Source organism: Kitasatospora sp. NPDC004240 (assembly GCF_053603215.1).
In genome coordinates this window covers 1-20,597 of sequence record NZ_JBSGFD010000028.1, presented here as the reverse complement: position 1 = coordinate 20,597, position 20,597 = coordinate 1, and the positions used below count along the sequence as shown (strand labels likewise).

Genomic DNA, 20,597 nt, shown 5'->3' with positions numbered 1-20,597 from the left:
CGAGATGACCGAGCTGATCAAGTTCACCGCCGCCGAGACCGCCTCCGCGATCGCCAAGGGCGAGGTCTCCGCCGTCGAGGTCGCCCAGGCGCACCTGGACCGCATCGAGGCCGTCGACCAGAAGGTCAACGCCTTCCTGCACGTGGACACCGAGGGCGCGCTGAGCGCCGCCCGGGCCGTCGACGCCAAGCGCGCCAAGGGCGAGGAGCTGGGCCCGCTGGCCGGCGTCCCGCTCGCGCTCAAGGACGTCTTCACCACCAAGGGCGTGCCGACCACCTGCGGATCCAAGATCCTCGAAGGCTGGGTCCCGCCGTACGACGCCACCCTGACCACGCGTCTGAAGGACGCCGGCGTGGTGATCCTCGGCAAGACCAACATGGACGAGTTCGCGATGGGCTCCTCCACCGAGAACTCCGCCTACGGCGTGACCGGCAACCCGTGGGACCTCTCCCGCATCCCCGGCGGCTCCGGCGGCGGCTCGGCCGCCGCGCTGGCCGCCTACGAGGCCCCGCTGGCGATCGGCACCGACACCGGCGGCTCGATCCGCCAGCCCGGCGCGGTCACCGGCACCGTCGGCGTCAAGCCGACCTACGGTTCGGTCTCCCGCTACGGCCTGGTGGCGTTCTCCAGCAGCCTCGACCAGGGCGGCCCCTGCGCCCGTACGGTCCTGGACGCGGCGCTGCTGCACGAGGCCATCGCCGGCCACGACCCGCTGGACTCCACCTCGATCGACGCGCCGGTCCCGGCCGTGGTCGAGGCCGCGAAGCTGCGCGACGTCCGCGGCATGCGGATCGGCGTGGTCAAGGAGTTCGCCGGCGAGGGCTACCAGGCCGGCGTGATGCAGCGGTTCAACGAGTCCGTGGAACTGCTGCGCGAGCTGGGCGCCGAGGTCGTCGAGGTCTCCTGCCCGTCCTTCACCCTGGCGCTGCCCGCGTACTACCTGATCGCGCCGAGCGAGGCCTCCTCTAACCTGGCCCGCTTCGACGCGATGCGCTACGGCCTGCGGGTCGGCGATGACGGCTCCCGCTCCGCCGAGGACGTCACCGCCCTCACCCGTGAGGCCGGCTTCGGCCCCGAGGTGAAGCGCCGCATCATCCTGGGCACCTACGCCCTCTCCTCGGGTTACTACGACGCCTACTACGGCTCGGCCCAGAAGGTCCGCACCCTCATCTCGCGGGACTTCGACGCCGCCTTCGCCGGCGTGGACGTGCTGGTCTCCCCGACCACGCCGACCACCGCCTTCCCGATCGGCGAGCGCGCCGACGACCCGATGGCGATGTACCTGGCCGACCTGTGCACGATTCCGTCCAACCTGGCGGGCAACGCGGCCATGTCGCTGCCCTGCGGCCTGGCCCCGGAGGACAATCTTCCGGTCGGCCTGCAGATCATCGCACCCGCGATGGCGGACGACCGCCTGTACCGCGTGGGCGGCGCCGTCGAGGCCGCACTCAACGACAAGTGGGGGCACCCCCTGCTGGAGGAGGCACCGGCACTGTGAGCAAGATCGAGAAGGCCAAGGGTTTCAAGCACTCGAAGCCCGGCCTGTGGCTGTCCATCGGCACCAGCGCGTTCGGGGCGATCTCCATCGTCAAGGACGTCAAGAAGGCCCGGTCCGAGAACGACACCCTCAAGCTGATCAACGCCCTGGTCGGTGCCGCGGCCCTGGTCACCGGGACCGCCCTGCTGGTGCGCGAGCTGCGCCGGCTCGGCGACGACGACGTGCTGCTGGGCTGACCGAGCCCCGAGCGGCCCGGCCCGCCGTCCGCGCGGGCCGGGCCGCTACCTCCGAAAGCTTTTAGTGAAGGGGACGCTGTGAGCGTCATGAACCTGGTCTCCTACGAGGACGCTCTCGCGTCGTACGACCCGGTGATGGGCCTTGAGGTCCACGTCGAGCTGGGCACCAAGACCAAGATGTTCTGCGGTTGCTCGACCGAGCTGGGCGCCGAGCCGAACAGCCAGGTCTGCCCGACCTGTCTGGGCCTGCCGGGCTCGCTGCCGGTGGTCAACGCGGTCGGCGTGGAGTCGGCGATCAAGATCGGCCTGGCGCTGAACTGCGAGATCGCCGAGTGGTGCCGGTTCGCGCGGAAGAACTACTTCTACCCGGACATGCCCAAGAACTTCCAGACCTCGCAGTACGACGAGCCGATCGCCTTCAACGGCCACCTCGACGTGCAGCTGGAGGACGGCACGGTCTTCCGCGTGGAGATCGAGCGCGCCCACATGGAGGAGGACACCGGCAAGTCCAGCCACGTCGGCGGCGCCACCGGCCGCATCCACGGTGCCACCCACTCGCTGCTGGACTACAACCGGGCCGGCATCCCGCTGATCGAGATCGTCACCAAGCCGATCGTCGGTGCCGGCGAGCGCGCCCCCGAGGTCGCCAAGGCGTACGTCGCCGAGCTGCGCGAGCTGATCCGCTCGCTGGGCGTCTCCGAGGCCCGGATGGACAAGGGCCAGATGCGCTGCGACGTCAACCTGTCGCTGCGCCCCAACGGCACCGAGACCTTCGGCACCCGCTCCGAGACCAAGAACGTCAACTCGCTGCGCAGCGTCGAGCGGGCCGCCCGGTTCGAGATCCAGCGGCACGCCACGGTGCTGGGCGAGGGCGGCACCATCGTCCAGGAGACCCGCCACTTCCACGAGGACGACGGCAGCACCACCTCGGGCCGGATCAAGGACAACGCCGAGGACTACCGCTACTTCCCGGAGCCGGACCTCGTCCCGATCGCGCCCTCGCGCGACTGGGTGGAGGAGCTGCGCGCCGCGCTGCCCGAGCTGCCGCGGGTGCGCCGGGCCCGGCTGCAGGGCGAGTGGGGCCTGTCCGACAAGGACATGCAGTCGGTGCTGAACGCCGGCGCGGTCGAGCCGATCCTGGAGACCATCGCCGCCGGCGCCCCGGCCGATCAGGCCCGCAAGTGGTGGATGGGCGAGCTGGCCCGCCGCGCCAACGAGACCGGTACCGAGCTGGCCGAGCAGCCGATCACCCCGGTGCAGGTCGCCCGGGTCACCGCGCTGGTCGCCGAGGGCAAGCTGAACGACAAGCTGGCCCGCCAGGTCATCGAGGCCGTGCTGGCCGGCGAGGGCGAGCCGGACGAGGTCGTCGAGAAGCGCGGCCTGGCCGTGGTCTCGGACGACTCCGCGCTCGGCGCCGCGGTCGACCAGGCCATCGCCGAGAACGAGGCGGTCGCCGCCAAGATCCGCGACGGCAAGGTCGCCGCGGTGGGCGCGTTGGTCGGCGCGGTCATGAAGGCCACCCGCGGTCAGGCCGACGCGGCGCGCGTCAAGGATTTGATCCTTGAGAAGCTGGGCGTCTCCGCCTGAGTTTCCAAGGTGTCTAAGGCGCCCTAAGGCCTACTTAGACGAATGAGGCCCGGTCTTACCCCGCATAAGGGGGTAGGGCCGGGCCTTTGCCCTATCCGTGGTCCGCCCGGGTGCCGTCCGGGCCCCGGGTCTAAGGCGGACCGGCCCCGGAAGATCCGGCAGTCTGCCGATGTGGCCCGCCCCCCTGGGGGAGCAGTCTGTACTCAGCACGAGAGAGACAGCGAAACCCACGAGGGGAAACACCGTGATCGAGTACGAGCTCATCCAGCAGCAGGCCCTGGAGCTCCAGGCCCACGCCGAGCACGAGCGCCTGGTCCGCGAGGCGAAGACCGCCGGACGCACCGGACGGCGGCCGAACGTCGGCTTCCGCATCCAGCGGCGCGCCGTCCGTCCGTCCGAATGCTGACGGACCGGCACCCGGGTGCCGAGGACATGACGGAGGGGGAGGCGCCGCGGGGGAGCGCCTCCCCCTCCGGGCGTCCGGGGAGCGGGATAACCGGTCGGAGCGCGCACGACGTTTATGGCATGCTCGCCTCCATGCAGCAGATATCGGTGAGTCCCGTCTTCGTCGGCCGTGGCACCGAGATCACCGCACTCGCCCAGGCGCTGGACCGGGCCAGGTCGGGGCTCCCGCAGACCGTGCTGGTCGGCGGCGAGGCGGGGGTCGGCAAGACCCGGCTGCTGGAGGAGTTCCTCCGTCAGGCCGCCGACGCCGGGGGCGTGGTGACCACGCTGGGCGGCTGTCTGGAGGTCGGCGCCGAGGGACTGCCGTACGCGCCGCTGTCCGCCGCGCTGCGCCGGCTGCACCGCACCCTGGGCGGCGAACTGGAGGCCGCGGCCGCCGGCATGGAGGGTCATCTGGCCCGGCTGCTGCCCGACTTCGGGGAGGCCGCCGACGGCGAGGCCAACGACGAGTACGGCCGGGCCCGGCTGTTCGAGCACACCGCGAGGCTGTTCGAACGGCTCGGCGCGGACCGTACCCTCGTCCTCGCCGTGGAGGACCTGCACTGGTCCGACCGCTCCACCCGGGAGCTGCTCGCCTACCTGGTCCGCACCCTGCACCGGGCCCGGGTGCTGCTGGTCGCCACCTACCGCAGCGACGACCTGCACCGCCGCCACCCGCTCAGACCCTTCCTCGCCGAGCTCGAACGGTTGCGCACCGTCCAGCGGCTGGAGCTGGCCCGGTTCGAACGCGGCGAGGTCGCCGAGCAGTTGGCCGGCATCCTTGGCACCACCGCGCCGGACGGCGAGCTGGTCGACCGCATCCACCGCCGCTCCGAGGGCAACCCCTTCTTCGTCGAGGAGCTCGCCACCGCCTTCCAGAGCGGCTGCGCGGCCGGGCTCACCGACTCGCTGCGCGACATCCTGCTGGTCCGGGTGGAGGCCCTGGACGAGGAGACCCAGCGGGTGCTGCGGATCGCCGCCGAGGGCGGCTCCTACGTCGAACACGCGCTGCTCGCCGCCGTCCTGGACGACGACGAGGAGGAGCTGATCGAGTCGCTGCGCGCCGCCGTCGGCGCCAGCATCCTGCGCCCGGACACCGACGGCGACGGCTACCGGTTCCGGCACGCGCTGGTGCGCGAGGCGGTCTCGGACGACCTGCTGCCCGGTGAGCGGCACCGGATCAACCGCCGCTACGCCGCCGCCCTGGAGCGGCGCCCGCACCTGGTCGGCGCGGACGTGCTGCCCGCCCGGCTGGCCAACTACTGGTACCAGGCGCACGACCCCGACCGGGCCCTGCCGACCGCCCTGGACGCGGCCCGCGCCGCCCGCCGCCGCAACGCCTTCGCCGAGCAGCTGCGGATGCTGGAGCGCGCCCTGGAGCTGTGGGACCAGGTCTCCGAGGACGTCCGCGCCAACACCCTGCGCCCGTACGACTGGGCCGAGACCTACCCGCCGGCCGCCTGTGACCCCGCCGCGCCGGAGGGTGAGGCCCTGGTCGCCTGCGAGCGGCTGCAGCTGATCGACGTGCTGGCCGAGGCCGTGGTGGCGGCCCGCCGCAGCGGCGACCGCGAGCGCGGGCTGAGCCTGTCCAAGCGGGCGCTGAAGCTGGTCGACGAGCCCCGCAACCCGGTCCGCTCGGCCTGGTTCCGGATGAACCGGGCGCGGATGCTCGGCCATCTGCGCCGCTCCGGTGACGACGAGGAGATCGGCTACGCCCACCGCCTGGTGGAGAACCTGCCGCCGTCCGCCGTCCAGGCCGAGGTCTTCGCGCTCGGCGCGGGTATCGCGATGCTCGGCAGCCCCACCCGCGAGCACATCGAACTGGCCGAGCGGGCCGTCGCGATCGCCCGCGAGGTCGGCGCCCACGCCGTCGAGCAGCACGCCCTGATGACCCTCGGCAGCCTGCGCTACGGCCTCGACGACGATCCGGACCGGGCGGTCGCCGCGCTGACCGAGGCGATCGCCGCCACCCGCCGGCTCGGCATGCCGGACGTGCTGCTGCGCGGCATCAACAACCTGGCCAGCATGCTGCGTTCGCTCGGCCGCTCGCAGGAGGCGGTGGAGCTGGCCCGGGAGGGCCTGGAGGCCGCCGACAGCACCGGCCTGCTGCGCAACACCGGCAGCATCCTGACGGGCAACCTGGCCGAGGCGCTGGTCGACGTCGGCCGCCTCGACGAGGCCGCCGCGGTGCTCGCCGGCTCCGACCGGACCGGCACCGGCGGCACCCACACCGAGTTCCTCGACCGGATGCGCGGCGAACTCGCCCTGATGCGCGGGGACCTGGCCGCCGCGGCCGGCCTGCTCGCCCAGGCCCGGGCCGCCAACCGGGTCGGCCAGGTGCAGCACGCCATCCCGATCAGCCAGCTGGCGCTGCGGCTGGCCGCCCGCAGCGGACGGCCGCTGGACGCCCGCGCCGAACTCCGGGCCGCGCTGGACGACGGTGTCGCGGTGGGCTACGAGGCGGACTTCTACCCGCTGCTGGTGGACGCGGCCGGCGCGGAGGCCGACAGCCGGGGCCTGCCGGAGGCCGCCGAGGGCCGGGCCGAGGCGCTGGCCAGGATCACCGCCGCGGCCGCCGGGCTGCGCCCCAAGGCGCCGCTGCACCACGGCTGGGCCCGCCTGTTGGAGGGCGAACTCGCCCGCGCCGAGGGCGCCGACACGGCCGCGCACTGGGCCGCCGCGGCGGGCGAGCTGCGGACCACCGGGCTGCCGTACCCGTTGGTGCTGGCACTGCTGCGGGGCGCCGAGGCCGAGGTGGTGGCCGGCCGCCGGGAGGAGGGCGCCGAACTGCTGCGCGAGGCGCGGGAGCTGGCCCGGGTCCGGGGTGACGTCCACCTGCTGGGGGAGATCACCGCGCTCGCCGAGCGGGCCGGCCTGGCCCTGTCCGGGCCCGCCGCGGCCGCCGGGGGCACCCGGGCACCGGCCGGCGCGGATCCGTTCGGGCTCACCCCCCGTGAGCGGGACGTGCTCCGGCTGCTCGCCCGGGGCCGCACCAACCGCCAGATCGCCGAGGAGCTGTACATCTCGCCGAAGACCGCGAGCGTCCACGTCTCCAACATCCTCGGCAAGCTGGAGGTGGCCGGCCGGGGCGAGGCGGCCGCGCTGGCGCACCGCCTGCGGCTCTTCCCGGAGGAGCTGGCCCCGGTCGGCGACTGACCGCCGGCCCGTCCCCGCCGGGCGGCGCCCGTCCCCCGGGTGGGGACGGGCGCCGCTTCGTGCTCCCGTGCGCGCCGCGTGAGCCCCCGTCCGCGCGCCGCCGCCAACCGGGCCGATCCGGGGGAATCGGGTGCATTTCCCTACCCCGGGGCCATTACTCTAAGTTGAGTGTGCGTCTCATTGAGTGACCGAGGTGGTGTAGTGTCCCGGGTGGGAACATCGGTGCGGTGCGCCGGCCGGCAGGCCGGGTACCCCCTGGGCCGCAGCCCTGACGGGGCGCCAGGACACCGCGTACGTCCACCGGGTGCGCGGCCGGTGGCCCGTGTCCGGGGCGCCAGGTCCCGGGCCGGAGGGGGAGAGGCCGAGTGAGCTCCACCGATGCGGTGCTGCCCGGGGCCGGGCGGCCGGGGGTGCCGGGCGCCGACACGTCCGCGCCGGTCGGAGCGTCCGTCCTGCCCCCGCCCGCGGAGCCGTCCGTGCCGTCCGCGCCGCCTTCCGGGCACGCCCCGGAGTCGTCCGGCCCGGCCGGGCCGCCGGACCCGCAGGCCGGTCCGCAGACCGACCCGCAGGCCGCCCCGGAGCACCTCCTGTGCCGCCTGCTGCACAGCCGCCGGCTGCCCGGTGCCGCCCTCGCCGCGCTCTGCCTGGCCTACGCGGCCGGCGCCGCCCTCGGCTGGGGCTCCCGCCAGATCGCCGTCTTCATGGGGGACTTCGGGCTCGCCGCGGCGGCCCTGGCCGCGGCGCTGTCCTGCCTCGCGTACGGCTGCACGGTCAACGGCCACGCCCGGCCGGCCTGGCTGCTGTTCGGCCTCTCCTCGCTGATGGTCTCCTTCGGCAACGGCACCTGGGGCTGGTACGAGCTGGTGCTGCGCTCCCCGCTGCCGGAGGACTCGCTCGCCGAGTACGCCTTCCTGCTGTTCGCCCCGCTCGCCATCACCGGCGTGGTGGTGCTCGCCCAGCGCCCGCGCAACGCGGCCGGCTGGCTCTGCCTGCTGCTGGACGCCTGGCTGGTCGCCGGCTCGCTGTTCACCCTCAGCTGGAGCCTGGCGCTCGGCCGGGTGGCGGCCGGCGAGGACGGCTCCCCGCTGCGGCTGGCCCTCAACCTGGCCTACCCGGTGCTGGACATCCTGCTGGTCTCGCTGGTCGTCGGCCTGCGCTTCGGCGGCCGGGACGGCAACCGGGCGGCCGTGCACACCGCCATGGTCGGGCTGGCCGTCACGGTGATCTGCGACGCCCTGTTCACCACCCCCGAGCTGCGCAGCGGCTACCGCTCCGGCGAGCTGCTGGACGCCGGCTGGTTCGCCGGCAGCGTGCTGCTCGCCTGGGCGCCCTGGTCCCCGCGCTGGCGCCGGCCCAGCCGTGAGCACCCCTCGGCCGGCGGCACCCCGCGCCGCCGGGTGGCCACCACCTTCAGCGCGCTCACCCCGTACGCGGCGGCCGGCGTCTGCACCGCCGGCATCCTCTACAACGCGCTCGGCGGCCGCCCGCTGGACCGGGTGGTGGCCGCGGCCGCCTGCACGGTCGGCCTGGCGCTGATCCTGCGGCAGGGCGTGATGCTGCTGGACAACCTCTCGCTGGCGCAGGAACTCGCCCAGAAGGAGGCGCACTTCCGCTCCCTGGTGCAGGGCTCCAGCGACGTCATCATGATCGCCGACGCGGACGGCACGCTCAGCTACGTCTCCCCGGCCGCGCTCGGCGTCTACGGGCGCGACCCGGAGGAGCTGGTCGGCGGCGGGCTGCTCGACCTGGTCCACCCCGAGGACGTCGAGCGGGTGCTGCAGGAGGTGCGCCGCTTCCTGGCCCGCGGCCGGCTCGCCGCGCACCGCGCCCCCGGCGCCGCCGAGGCCTCCGCCCGGGTGGAGTGCCGGATCCGCTCCGGCGGCGGCGAGTGGCTGCACGTGGAGTCCACCGTCAGCCGCTACCGCGACGGCCTGATCCTCAACAGCCGGGACGTCACCGAACGCGTCATGCTCCAGGCCCAGTTGCAGCACAACGCCTTCCACGACCCGCTGACCGACCTGCCCAACCGGGCGCTGTTCGCGCTGCGGCTGCGCGCCGCGCTGGGCGCCCGCGGCGAACGCGGCCACGAGCACGGCCGCCCGCACGGGCCCGAGGACGGGGCCGGCACCGGCGTCGCGGTGCTCTTCCTCGACCTGGACGGCTTCAAGGCGGTCAACGACACCGTCGGCCACCAGGTCGGCGACGAGCTGCTGGTCCAGGCCGCCCGCCGGCTCCAGGCGGCGGTGCGCTGCGGGGACACCGTCGCCCGGTTCGGCGGGGACGAGTTCGCCGCGCTGGTCTGCGGCCCGCTCGGCCGCCTCCAGGTGCAGGAGCTCGCCGAGCGGCTGCGGGTCGCGCTCTCCGAGTCGTACTGGATCGGCGGGGCCGAACTCGGCGTCGCGGCCAGCATCGGGATCGCCTTCGGCACCCCCGAGCGCGGCCCGGCGGCCGACCCGAGAGCCGCCGCCGACGAGCTGATGCGCAACGCCGACCTCGCGATGTACCGGGCCAAGTCGGAGGGCAAGGGCCGGGTGGTGCTGTACAGCCCGGCCATGCGCGCCGACCTGGAGCGCCGCACCGAGCTGGAGGAACGGCTGCGGGTCGCCGTCCGGGAGGGCAGCTTCACCCTGCTGCACCAGCCGGTGGTGGACCTCGCCAGCGGCGCGGTCACCGCCGTGGAGGCGCAGGCCCGCTGGCGCTCGGCGCAGGGCATGCTGCTCACCCCGGCCGAGTTCCTGCGCTCCGCCGAGCACGGCGACGCGGCCACCCGCTTCTCCCGCTGGCTGATCCACGAGGCGGTCACCGCGGCGGCGCTGCGCCGGGCGGTGCCGGCCGGGCCGCGCGCGGTCGCCGTCCCGGTGTCGGTCCGGCTCTCCGCCGAACGGCTCTGCGCGCCGGGCATGTACGAGGCGGTGACCGCCGCGCTGCGCGACACCGGGCTGCCGCCGGGCCAGCTGGTGATCGAGGTGGCCCGGATGGGCCCGGACGCCCTGGCGGACGAACTCGGCCGCCGGCTGGCCGCGTTGCGCCGGCTCGGGGTGTCCACCGCGGTGGCCGGCTTCGGGGCCGGCGGCGGCTCGCTGGGCACCCTCGCCCGGCTGCCCTTCGACGGCCTCAAGCTGGACCGCACCCTGGTCCAGGACCTCGCCGAGTCCGCGCTCAGCCGCGCCCTGGCCGGCCACTCGCTGCGCCTGGCCCGGGACCTGGGCCTGGTCACCGCCGCCGAGGGGGTGGACCTGCCCCGGCAGCTCGCCGTCCTCCAGGAGCTCGGCTGCCGGCAGGGCCAGGGCAGCGCCTTCGCGCCGCCGCTGGACGAGACCCGGCTGCGACGGGCCCTGGCCCGCCGGGTGTACCCGCTGCCGAGAACCCCCGGGCCCGTCCCGACACGCCGCGGATACCTGGCCGCGGACGCCCGATCGGGTGGCCGGGGGGAGTCCACGGGAGGACGTGTCGTACATCACCACGGTGCCTGTGACCAGCCCGAACACCGCGCCGTGGCAGGTCCGGGGCACGGTCCGCATGGCGAGACTGTGATCCCACCTGCTTGACAGTCGGTGCCGAAGCGGAGGAAGGTCGTTGCCATGCGCACCCGAATTCTCGTACTTGGCGGGCGCGTCGGCTGAGCGGGCCTGCACGCCCCGCTCGTGACAGACCGACGCGCCACCCCTCGCATGCCCTTGGCACGAGGGGTTTTTTGTTGCACTGACGCTGTTCCACCACCGCAAGACCCCTGGCTCCGATCGCTCCGCCGGCCCCGCTCGACGGGGAAAAGGAGGACGATTGGGGCAGAGCCGGCGATCGGCCCGCATGCGATAGAACCCTCCTATCCGGGCCGGCAGAACCCGAGAAGAGACAGGCAGATGACCGAGCACGCCGCATCCCCCCGCCGCGGGGACACCCCGGCCGCCCACGCTCCCGCTCCCCAGCACGTCGTCGAGACCATGACCGGCGCCCAGTCGCTCATCCGCTCGCTGGAGGCCGTCGGCGCGGACACCGTCTTCGGCATCCCGGGCGGGGCCATCCTTCCCGCGTACGACCCGCTGATGGACTCCACCAAGGTGCGCCACATCCTGGTCCGCCACGAGCAGGGCGCCGGTCACGCCGCCACCGGTTACGCCCAGGCGACCGGCAAGGTCGGCGTCTGCATGGCGACCTCCGGCCCGGGCGCCACCAACCTGGTGACCCCGATCGCCGACGCCTACATGGACTCGGTGCCGATGGTGGCCATCACCGGCCAGGTCTCCTCCAAGGCGATCGGCACCGACGCCTTCCAGGAGGCGGACATCTGCGGCATCACCATGCCGATCACCAAGCACAACTACCTGGTCACCGACCCGGCCGAGATCCCCCGGGTGATCTCCGAGGCGTTCCACATCGCCGCCACCGGCCGCCCCGGCCCGGTCCTGGTCGACATCGCCAAGGACGCCCTCCAGGCGACCACCACCTTCCGCTGGCCGGCCGAGGCCACGCTGCCCGGCTACCGCCCGGTCACCAAGCCGCACGCCAAGCAGATCCGCGAGGCCGCGAAGATGCTGGTGAGCGCCAAGCGCCCGGTGCTGTACGTCGGCGGCGGCGTGATCAAGGCGCGCGCCACGGCCGAGCTGCGGATCCTCGCCGAGCTGACCGGCGCGCCGGTCGTCACCACCCTGATGGCGCTCGGCGCCTTCCCGGACAGCCACCCGCAGCACCTGGGCATGCCCGGCATGCACGGCTCGGTGCCGGCCGTCACCGCGCTGCAGAAGGCGGACCTGCTGTTCACCCTCGGCGCCCGCTTCGACGACCGGGTCACCGGCAAGCTGGACAGCTTCGCCCCGTACGCCAAGGTCGTGCACGCCGACATCGACCCGGCCGAGATCGGCAAGAACCGTCCGGCCGACGTGCCGATCGTCGGTGACGCCCGCGAGGTGCTGGCCGACCTGATCGTCGCCGTCCAGGCCGAGTTCGACGCCGGCCACAAGGCCGACTACGGCGACTGGTGGGTCAAGCTCGACGAGTGGAAGAAGACCTACCCGCTGGGCTTCGAGCCCGCGCCCGAGGGCCGGCTCTCCCCGCAGCAGGTGATCGAGCGGATCGGCCAGCTGGTCGGCCCGGAGGCCATCTACACGGCGGGCGTCGGCCAGCACCAGATGTGGAGCTCGCAGTACATCCGGTTCGAGAAGCCGGGCACCTGGCTCAACTCGGGCGGCGCGGGCACCATGGGCTACGCCGTCCCGGCCGCGATGGGCGCCAAGGCGGGCCTGCCGGAGACGGCGGTCTGGGCGATCGACGGCGACGGCTGCTTCCAGATGACCAACCAGGAGCTGGTCACCTGCGCCCTGAACGACATCCCGATCAAGGTCGCGGTCATCAACAACGGCTCGCTGGGCATGGTCCGCCAGTGGCAGACGCTCTTCTACAACCAGCGCTACTCCAACACCGTGCTGCACGCCGGCCCCGGCCACGACGGCATCGCGCCGCCGGCCCAGGGCACCCGGATCCCCGACTTCGTGCTGCTGTCCGAGGCGATGGGCTGCGTCGGCCTGCGCTGCGAGCGCCCCGAGGACCTCGACGCGGTGATCAAGCAGGCGATGGAGATCAACGACCGCCCGGTGGTCATCGACTTCATCGTCCACCAGGACGCCATGGTCTGGCCGATGGTCGCGGCCGGCACCAGCAACGACGAGATCCAGTTCGCCAAGGGCGTCCGCCCGGACTTCGGCGACGACACCGACTGAGCACCCGAGACCCACGGACTAAGCGGAAAGAGACCCATGTCCAAGCACACCCTCTCCGTCCTGGTCGAGAACAAGCCCGGCGTGCTCGCCCGCATCGCCTCGCTCTTCTCCCGTCGGGGCTTCAACATCGACTCCCTCGCCGTCGGCCCGACCGAGCACCCGGACATCTCCCGGATGACCATCGTGGTCAACGTCGAGGACCTCCCGCTGGAGCAGGTCACCAAGCAGCTCAACAAGCTCGTGAACGTGATAAAGATCGTCGAACTCGACCAGGCCGCTGCGATCCAGCGGGAACTGGTCCTGGTGAAGGTCCGGGCGGACAACGAGACCCGGTCCCAGATCGTCGAGATCGTCCAGCTGTTCCGTGCCAAGACCGTCGACGTGTCGCCCGACGCGGTGACCATCGAGGCCACCGGCAGCTCGGACAAGCTGGAGGCGATGCTCCGGATGCTGGAGCCGTACGGCATCAAGGAGCTCGTCCAGTCCGGTCTGGTCGCCATCGGGCGCGGCGCGCGCTCGATCACCGACCGTTCGCTGCGGGCCCTCGACCGCAGCGCCTGAGGCGCCGGCGGCGCTCCCCGCACGGAGCGCCCCGTCTCACACCCTGAAGCAAAGCCCCACACCAGCCCGGGTCCGCATACGGTAGGAACCGCAGTACCCGGCAACACCACCACGCAAGGAGATGTGCCCCCGTGGCCGAGCTGTTCTACGAAGACGACGCCGACCTGTCCATCATCCAGGGCCGCAAGGTCGCGGTCATCGGTTACGGCAGCCAGGGCCACGCCCACGCGCTGTCCCTGCGCGACTCCGGCGCGGACGTCCGGGTCGGCCTCAAGGCGGACTCCACGTCCCGTGCCAAGGCCGAGGAGGCCGGCCTGCGCGTGGTCACCCCCGCCGAGGCCGCGGCCGAGGCCGACGTCATCATGATCCTGGTGCCGGACCCGATCCAGGCCGACGTCTACAACGAGTCCATCGCCCCGAACCTGAAGGCCGGCGACGCCCTGTTCTTCGGCCACGGCCTGAACATCCGCTACGGCTTCATCAAGCCCCCGGCCGACGTCGACGTCTGCATGGTCGCCCCGAAGGGCCCGGGCCACCTGGTCCGCCGCCAGTACGAGGAGGGCCGCGGCGTCCCCGCGATCGTCGCGGTCGAGCAGGACGCCACGGGCGGCGCCTTCGCGCTGGCCCTGTCGTACGCCAAGGGCCTGGGCGCCACCAAGGCCGGCGTCATCAAGACCACCTTCACCGAGGAGACCGAGACCGACCTGTTCGGTGAGCAGGCCGTCCTCTGCGGTGGCACCGCCGCCCTGGTCAAGGCCGGTTTCGAGACCCTGGTCGAGGCCGGCTACCAGCCGGAGATCGCCTACTTCGAGTGCCTGCACGAGCTGAAGCTCATCGTCGACCTGATGTACGAGGGCGGCCTGGAGAAGATGCGCTGGTCGGTCTCCGAGACCGCCGAGTGGGGCGACTACGTCACCGGCCCGCGGATCATCACCGACGCCACCAAGGCCGAGATGAAGAAGGTCCTCGCCGAGATCCAGGACGGCACCTTCGCCAACACCTGGATCGCCGAGTACAAGGCCGGCCTGCCCAAGTACAACGAGTACAAGAAGGCCGACGAGGACCACCTGCTGGAGACCACCGGCAAGAAGCTCCGCAAGCTGATGAGCTGGGTCAAGGAAGAGGCGTAAGGCCTCCGGGGGACACCGCCCGGCGTTCGTACCCCCGTTGTACAACTAGGCTGCTCCCGTCCGGGTGATTTCGCCGGACGGGAGCAGCCTGGCACCCAGCCCGTCGATACACTTCCGAGTGCGCGTCAGGCCCACAGCGTCGTGCGTCTAGCTACGCGGCATGCCACCTTCCCCCGCCGGCAACGCCACCCTCGTGCCGGGGCCGGGGTGAACCGGACAGTTAAGGACAACACTGTCGTGAGCAAATCCGTAGTACTGATCGCCGAAGAGCTGTCGCCCGCCACCGTCGACGCCCTCGGCCCCGACTTCGAGATCCGCCACTGCAACGGCGCGGACCGGGACGAGCTGCTGACCGCCATCGCCGACGTCGACGCGATCCTGATCCGCTCCGCCACCAAGGTGGACGCGCAGGCCCTGGCCGCCGCCCGCAGGCTGAAGGTCGTCGCCCGCGCCGGCGTCGGTCTGGACAACGTCGACGTCTCCGCCGCCACCAAGGCCGGCGTGATGGTCGTCAACGCCCCGACCTCCAACATCGTCACCGCCGCCGAGCTCGCCTGCGGCCTGCTGATCTCGGTCGCCCGCAACATCGCGCCGGCCAACGCCGCGCTCAAGGGCGGCGAGTGGAAGCGCAACAAGTACACCGGCGTCGAGCTCAGCGAGAAGGTCCTCGGCGTCGTCGGCCTCGGCCGGATCGGCGTCCTGGTCGCCCAGCGGATGTCCGCGTTCGGCATGAAGATCGTCGCGTACGACCCCTACATCCAGGCAGCCCGCGCCGCGCAGATGGGCGTCAAGCTGGTCTCGCTGGAGGAGCTGCTGGAGGTCTCGGACTTCATCACCGTCCACCTCCCGAAGACCCCGGAGACCATCGGCCTGATCGGCGACGAGGCGCTGCACAAGGTCAAGCCGACCGTCCGCATCGTCAACGCCGCCCGCGGCGGCATCGTGGACGAGGCCGCGCTCGCCAGCGCCCTGCGCGACGGCCGGGTGGCCGGCGCCGGCCTGGACGTGTACGCCAAGGAGCCGTGCACCGACTCGCCGCTGTTCGGCTTCGACAACGTGGTCGCCACCCCGCACCTGGGCGCCTCCACCGACGAGGCCCAGGAGAAGGCCGGCATCGCCGTCGCCCGCTCGGTGCGCCTGGCGCTGGCCGGCGAGCTGGTGCCGGACGCGGTCAACGTCCAGGGCGGCGTGATCGCCGAGGACGTGCGCCCGGGTCTGCCGCTGGCCGAGAAGCTCGGCCGCATCTTCACCGCGCTGGCCGGCGAGGTGGCCGTCCGCCTCGACGTCGAGGTGCGCGGCGAGATCACCCAGCACGATGTGAAGGTGCTCGAACTCTCCGCCCTCAAGGGTGTGTTCGAGGACGTCGTGGCGGAGACGGTGTCCTACGTCAACGCCCCGCTGTTCGCCCAGGAGCGTGGCGTCGAGGTGCGCCTGACCACCTCCAGCGAGAGCCCCGAGCACCGCAACGTCATCACCGTGCGCGGCACCCTCGCCGACGGCGAGGAGATCGCCATCTCCGGCACGCTCTCCGGCCCGAAGCAGACCCAGAAGATCGTCGGCGTGGACGCCTTCGACGTGGACGTCGCGCTGACCGACCACATGGCCTTCTTCAAGTACGAGGACCGCCCGGGCGTCGTCGGCGTCCTCGGCCGCCACCTCGGCGACGCCGGCATCAACATCGCCGGCATGCAGGTCGCCCGCGACGGCAGCGGCGCGCTGGCCTCCATCACCGTGGACAGCCAGATCCCGCAGGAGGTGCTCACCGCGATCGCCTCCGAGATCGGGGCGCGCTTCGCCCGCTCGGTCGACCTCGGCGCCTGATCCGCGCCCGACGCGCCTGATCCGCACCGTACGGGGCACGCCCGTACGGGGCCGCGCCCGTACGACGAGGGCCCGGACCACCTCCGTGGTGGTCCGGGCCCTCGTGATTTCCCGCAGCGCCCCCGCAGCGCCTCCGTGGCCGGTTCCCGCAGGTCGGGGCGGCCGTCCGGACCCGTGCGGTACGTCGGGCGGGTGACTCCCGTCTCAGATACTAGGAAATCCAACTATTCGTGCAGACAGTTCACGCCCGGCTTTGTACCGTGGAAGAGCCATACGGTGAGCCACCCCTGCAAGCCAGGGTGCGTGGCCCGTGTGCGCCCGTACGCATCGGCGGCAGGCGATCCCTGCCCGGCGTGCCCCTCCTCACCCTCCGCGCGCCCCCGTGTCGCGCACCGCTTCCAAGGAGTCCAGGTATGCCCCCCACCGCAGACCGCCACGCCACCCCCGCCCCGGCCGCCGCGCCCGCCCGCGCCCCGCGCCGCCGCCGCGCCGTCGAGACGAACCGGTTCGCGGCCGACGCCCTGCAGCGCGCCCTCGACCGCCGTGACAACGGCGGCTCCACCGGCCACTTCTGACGGGCCCGGCCGTGCGCGCCACGACCCTGCGGCTGAGTCTGCGCCGCACTCTGGTGAAAATCGTCCGAATGAGCCGGACGGTCTGAGGTTCCGTCACTCCGGAGAGTGCAAGTGACCCCCGTAGGAGGGAAGTTGCTCGCACTCTCCGGCGCGATCATCCTAATTTGGGGCCCCCGGAAGGGTGATCGGCGTCCGCACCGGCGGGCGCCAGCGGCGCGACCTGCGGCGCGACGTGCGGATCAGTCCCCCTTGCCGGGGGAGAGGCCCCAGTGCGCCAGCCGTCCGCCGTCCACCGCCGCCGTGCCCCCGGGCGCCCGATCGTCCGGGCCGGGCTCGCCCTGGCCCTGCTCGCCGGGCCGCTCGCCCTGACCGCGGCGCCCTCCGCGGCACGCCCCACCGAGGGGCCGCCGGGCACCGCCCGCCCGGTGCCCGTCCTGCTCGAACTCGCCACCGAGGCCGCCGGCCCCGCCTGGCAACGGGCCGGCGACGAGGCCCGGCGTGCCCGGCGCTCCCCGGAGGCCGTCCAGCGGGCCGCCGCCCGCGCCGGCTCCGAGCAGCGGGCCCGCGCCGCCGACGCGCTCGACCGGCTCGCCGCGGACGTCCACGCGGCCGCGCCCGCCGCCCGGGAGCTCTACCGCACCCGCACCCTGCTCACCGGCCTGGCCGTCAGCGCCCCCGCCGACCGGCTGCCCGCCCTCGGCGCCCTGCCCGGGGTCCGCGCGGTGCACCCGATCGTCCGCAAGAACCGCGACAACGCCCACTCCGTCCCGCTCACCGGCGCCCCCGGGGTGTGGGCGGGCCCGTCCGGCGACGCGGACGGCGGCAACACCGGCCGGGGTGTGCGGATCGGCATCATCGACAGCGGCATCGACTACACCCACGCCGACTTCGGCGGCCCCGGCACCCCGGAGGCCTTCCGCTCGGTGGACGGAGCCAGGACGGCCCCCGCCGGGCTCTTCCCCAACGCCAAGGTGATCGGCGGCCGCGACCTGGTCGGCGACGACTACGACCCCGACCCCGCCTCGCCCGGCCACCAGCCCGTCCCGCACCCCGACGACAACCCGATCGACTGCGCCGTCAACGGCCACGGCACCCATGTCGCCGGCACCGCCGCCGGCCTCGGCGTCACCACCGACGGCCGCCCCTACACCGGCCCCTACCGGCCCGGCCTCGACCCGGCCGCCTTCCGGGTCGGCCCCGGCGCCGCCCCCGGCGCGCAGCTGTACGCGATCCGGGTGTTCGGTTGCGACGGCGCCACCGAGCAGCTCACCGAGGCCCTGGACCTCGCCGCCGACCCGGACGGCGACGGCGACCTCACCGACCGCCTCGACGTGGTCAACCTCTCGCTCGGCAGCCGCTTCGGCAACACCGACGACGCCGACTCCGTCGCCGCCGACCACCTCGCCGCCCTCGGCACGGTCGTCGTCGCGGCCGCCGGCAACGAGGGCGACGTGTACGGCATCGGCGGCAGCCCCGGCACCGCCCCCCGCGCCCTCGCCGTCGCCGCCTCCGTCGACCCGCACGGCGACGCCGACGGGATCGAGGTCCTCGCGCCGCAAGCGCTCGCCGGCACCGTCCCCGGCCACTGGAGCGGCCGCTACCAGGGCTGGTCCACCGCCGAGGTCACCGGTGAGCTGGCCCTGCCCGCCGACCAGGCCGACGGCTGCGCCGCCTTCACCGAGGCCGACCGGCAGCGGCTCACCGGGCGGATCGCCGTTCTCGCCTGGGCCACCCGCGAGTCCGAACGGGCCTGCGGCTCGGCCGCCCGCGCCGACCACGCGGCCGACGCCGGGGCGATCGGCGTCGTGCTCGCCGCCGTCGACGACCACCTCGCCGAGATCGCGGGCAACGACCGCGTCCCCGCCGTGCTGCTCGGCCGGGCCGACGGCGAACGGCTGCGCCAGGGCGCCGCCGCCGGCCCGGTACGGGTACGGCTCGCCACCCCCGGCAACCCGCTGCACGGTGTGGTCCCGCAGGAGCAGCCGCAGCGCACCGACACCCTCACCGACTTCACCTCGCGCGGCATCGGCGTCCCCGGCGTGGTCAAGCCCGACCTGGCCGCGCCCGGCGAGACCATCTGGTCGGCCGCCGTCGCCACCGGCACCGCCGGCATGCGCGAGGACGGCACCTCGATGGCCACCCCGCACGTGGCCGGTCTCGCGGCGCTGGTCCGCGCCGCCCACCCCGGTCACACGGTCGAGCAGGTCAAGGCCGCGCTGATGAACACCGCCGAGGACACCTGGCTCGGCGACGACCACGGCGGCCCGGTCTACGGCCCCGAACGCACCGGCGCCGGCCGCGCCCGGGTCGACCGGGCCGTCCGCACCCCCGCCGTCGCCCTCGCCGCCGGGGACGGTGCCGTGCCCGGCTCCGTCGGCGTCTCCTTCGGCCCGGTCGCCGTCGGCGGGCCGCTGAGCCTCGGCCGCGAGGTCGAGGTCCGCAACCTGTCCGGCACCGCCCTGGAGTACCGCACCGGCTACGCCGCCGCCACCGAGGTGCCCGGCGCGCGCTTCGAGGTGACGCCCGAGCGGGTCACCGTGCCCGCCGGCGGCACCGCCCGGGTCACCGTCACCCTGAGCGTCCCCGGCGAGCTCGGGCGCGCCCCCGACCCGACCATCGCCCTGCTGCAGGGCGGCCGTGCCCGCAGCTACCGGGCCGAGCTCTCCGGCCGTCTGCTGCTCACCCCGGCCGACCCGGACCTGCCGCAGCTGCGGGTGCCCGTCCTCGCCGCCCCGCGCCCGGCGACCGGCCTCACCGCCGCCGTACAGGTCCGCACCTCCGCCGCCTCCGCCGTGGTCGCCCTCAACGGCAGCTCCGCCCCCGGCGGACGCCCCGGCCTGCTCAGCGCCTTCGCGCTCGGCGGCGAGGGCACGCGCTGGCCGGACTGCCCGGCCGGCGGCAGCGGCGCCGCCGTCGGGCCCGGCGCGGGCATCGTGCCCGAGGAGGACACGGCCGCCGGACCGGCCGCCCCCGAGGCGATCTGCGTGGAACGCCCCGGCGACCGCGCCGCCAACCTGCGCGCGGCCGGCGCGGCGGTCGCCGACGGCACGCTGTACCTGGGCGCCCGGGTGTGGGCCCCGGCCACCACTCCGGTCGGGGTGTTCGCCGTCCGCGCCTCCCTGGACACTGACGGGGACGGGACCACCGACGCGTACGTCAAGGCCGACCGCCTGCGCGGCAGCGACGTCCTGGTCGCCCGGACCCTGGACGCCCGCACCGGGGCCGAACTCGACGTCCAGCCGCTGAACGCCCGCTGGGGCGACACCGAGACCGCGCTGCTGGACAGTGACGCGCTGGTCCTCCCGGTCCGCCTGGCGAGCCTCCCGGGCACGGGCACGCGCAAGAACCTGCGCTACGCGCTCTGGACGGGCGCCGTCGCCGCCGGTACGCCCGACCCGGCGCAGGCCTTCTCCGTCATCGGGCTGCGCGGCACCCGGCCCACCCTGGCGTTCGACGCCGAGCACCCCGCGCTCGACGTCCGCGCCGGGATCTCCGGGCCGCCCGCCGTGGTCGCCGAGGTCCGGCCGGGCACCGTCCTCGACGTCCGCCGCGCCGCCGGCGACCAGTCCCGGCTGCTGCTCCTCCACCACCTCAACCCCGAACCCCTGCGCACCGAGATCCTCCAGCTCCCCTGAGCCCGACCCCGCCCCGACCCGGGCCCGCCGTCACCCCGACGGCGGGCCCGGCCGCGTCACGGCCCGCTCCCCGGGGTCAGGCCGGGTCCGCCCCGCCCGCCTCGTCGGGGCGGCCGGGGGCCGCCCCCCGGGGGGGGGGGGGGGGGGTGGGGGGGGGGGGGGGGCGGGGGGGGGTGGGGTGAGGGTGGTGGTGGGGATGTGGGTTTTGGGGGGGGGGGTTGTGTGGGGGGTGGGGGGATG

12 protein-coding genes are annotated in these 20,597 nt (G+C 74.1%); all 12 read left to right on the top strand.

The features are described from left to right. Positions 1 to 4 precede the first annotated feature (4 nt). Positions 5 to 1,498: an Asp-tRNA(Asn)/Glu-tRNA(Gln) amidotransferase subunit GatA gene (gatA, locus tag ACWEQL_RS10390; protein WP_452149790.1), complete on the top strand. Its 1,494-nt coding sequence runs from the start codon at positions 5 to 7 to the stop codon at positions 1,496 to 1,498. Further along, positions 1,495 to 1,734, top strand: a complete 240-nt coding sequence (locus ACWEQL_RS10385) for a hypothetical protein (RefSeq protein ID WP_452149789.1) — start codon at positions 1,495 to 1,497, stop codon at positions 1,732 to 1,734. The genes gatA and ACWEQL_RS10385 overlap by 4 nt, the downstream gene beginning before the upstream one ends. Positions 1,735 to 1,812: 78 nt before the next feature. After that, the gene (gene gatB / locus ACWEQL_RS10380; protein WP_452149788.1) at positions 1,813 to 3,321 is read left to right on the top strand and encodes an Asp-tRNA(Asn)/Glu-tRNA(Gln) amidotransferase subunit GatB; all 1,509 of its coding nucleotides are present in this window, start codon (positions 1,813 to 1,815) and stop codon (positions 3,319 to 3,321) included. 244 nt (positions 3,322 to 3,565) lie between these two features. Next, positions 3,566 to 3,727 carry a hypothetical protein gene (locus tag ACWEQL_RS10375; RefSeq protein ID WP_452149787.1) on the top strand — a complete coding sequence of 54 codons (162 nt, stop codon included), beginning with the start codon at positions 3,566 to 3,568 and terminating at the stop codon, positions 3,725 to 3,727. Positions 3,728 to 3,858: 131 nt separating this feature from the next. Beyond that, positions 3,859 to 6,921, top strand: a complete 3,063-nt coding sequence (locus tag ACWEQL_RS10370; protein WP_452149786.1) for a helix-turn-helix transcriptional regulator — start codon at positions 3,859 to 3,861, stop codon at positions 6,919 to 6,921. Between the two features lie 587 nt (positions 6,922 to 7,508). Next, positions 7,509 to 10,469, top strand: coding sequence for a putative bifunctional diguanylate cyclase/phosphodiesterase (locus tag ACWEQL_RS10365; RefSeq protein WP_452149819.1), 2,961 nt, complete (start codon positions 7,509 to 7,511; stop codon positions 10,467 to 10,469). Between the two features lie 312 nt (positions 10,470 to 10,781). Further along, positions 10,782 to 12,635, top strand: coding sequence for an acetolactate synthase large subunit (locus ACWEQL_RS10360; protein ID WP_452149785.1), 1,854 nt, complete (start codon positions 10,782 to 10,784; stop codon positions 12,633 to 12,635). Between the two features lie 36 nt (positions 12,636 to 12,671). After that, entirely contained in the window at positions 12,672 to 13,196 is a 525-nt protein-coding gene (gene ilvN, locus ACWEQL_RS10355) for an acetolactate synthase small subunit (RefSeq protein WP_452149784.1), read from the top strand. A gap of 131 nt (positions 13,197 to 13,327) precedes the next feature. Beyond that, positions 13,328 to 14,326, top strand: coding sequence for a ketol-acid reductoisomerase (ilvC, locus tag ACWEQL_RS10350; protein WP_452149783.1), 999 nt, complete (start codon positions 13,328 to 13,330; stop codon positions 14,324 to 14,326). Between the two features lie 237 nt (positions 14,327 to 14,563). After that, on the top strand, positions 14,564 to 16,147 hold the full coding sequence (gene serA, locus ACWEQL_RS10345; RefSeq protein WP_452149782.1) for a phosphoglycerate dehydrogenase: 1,584 nt from the start codon (positions 14,564 to 14,566) through the stop codon (positions 16,145 to 16,147). Between the two features lie 413 nt (positions 16,148 to 16,560). Then, positions 16,561 to 16,722 (top strand): hypothetical protein, encoded by a 162-nt coding sequence (locus ACWEQL_RS10340; RefSeq protein WP_452149781.1) that lies wholly within the window; start codon positions 16,561 to 16,563, stop codon positions 16,720 to 16,722. 269 nt (positions 16,723 to 16,991) lie between these two features. Continuing rightward, entirely contained in the window at positions 16,992 to 20,357 is a 3,366-nt protein-coding gene (locus tag ACWEQL_RS10335) for a S8 family serine peptidase (RefSeq protein WP_452149780.1), read from the top strand. Positions 20,358 to 20,597 lie beyond the last annotated feature (240 nt).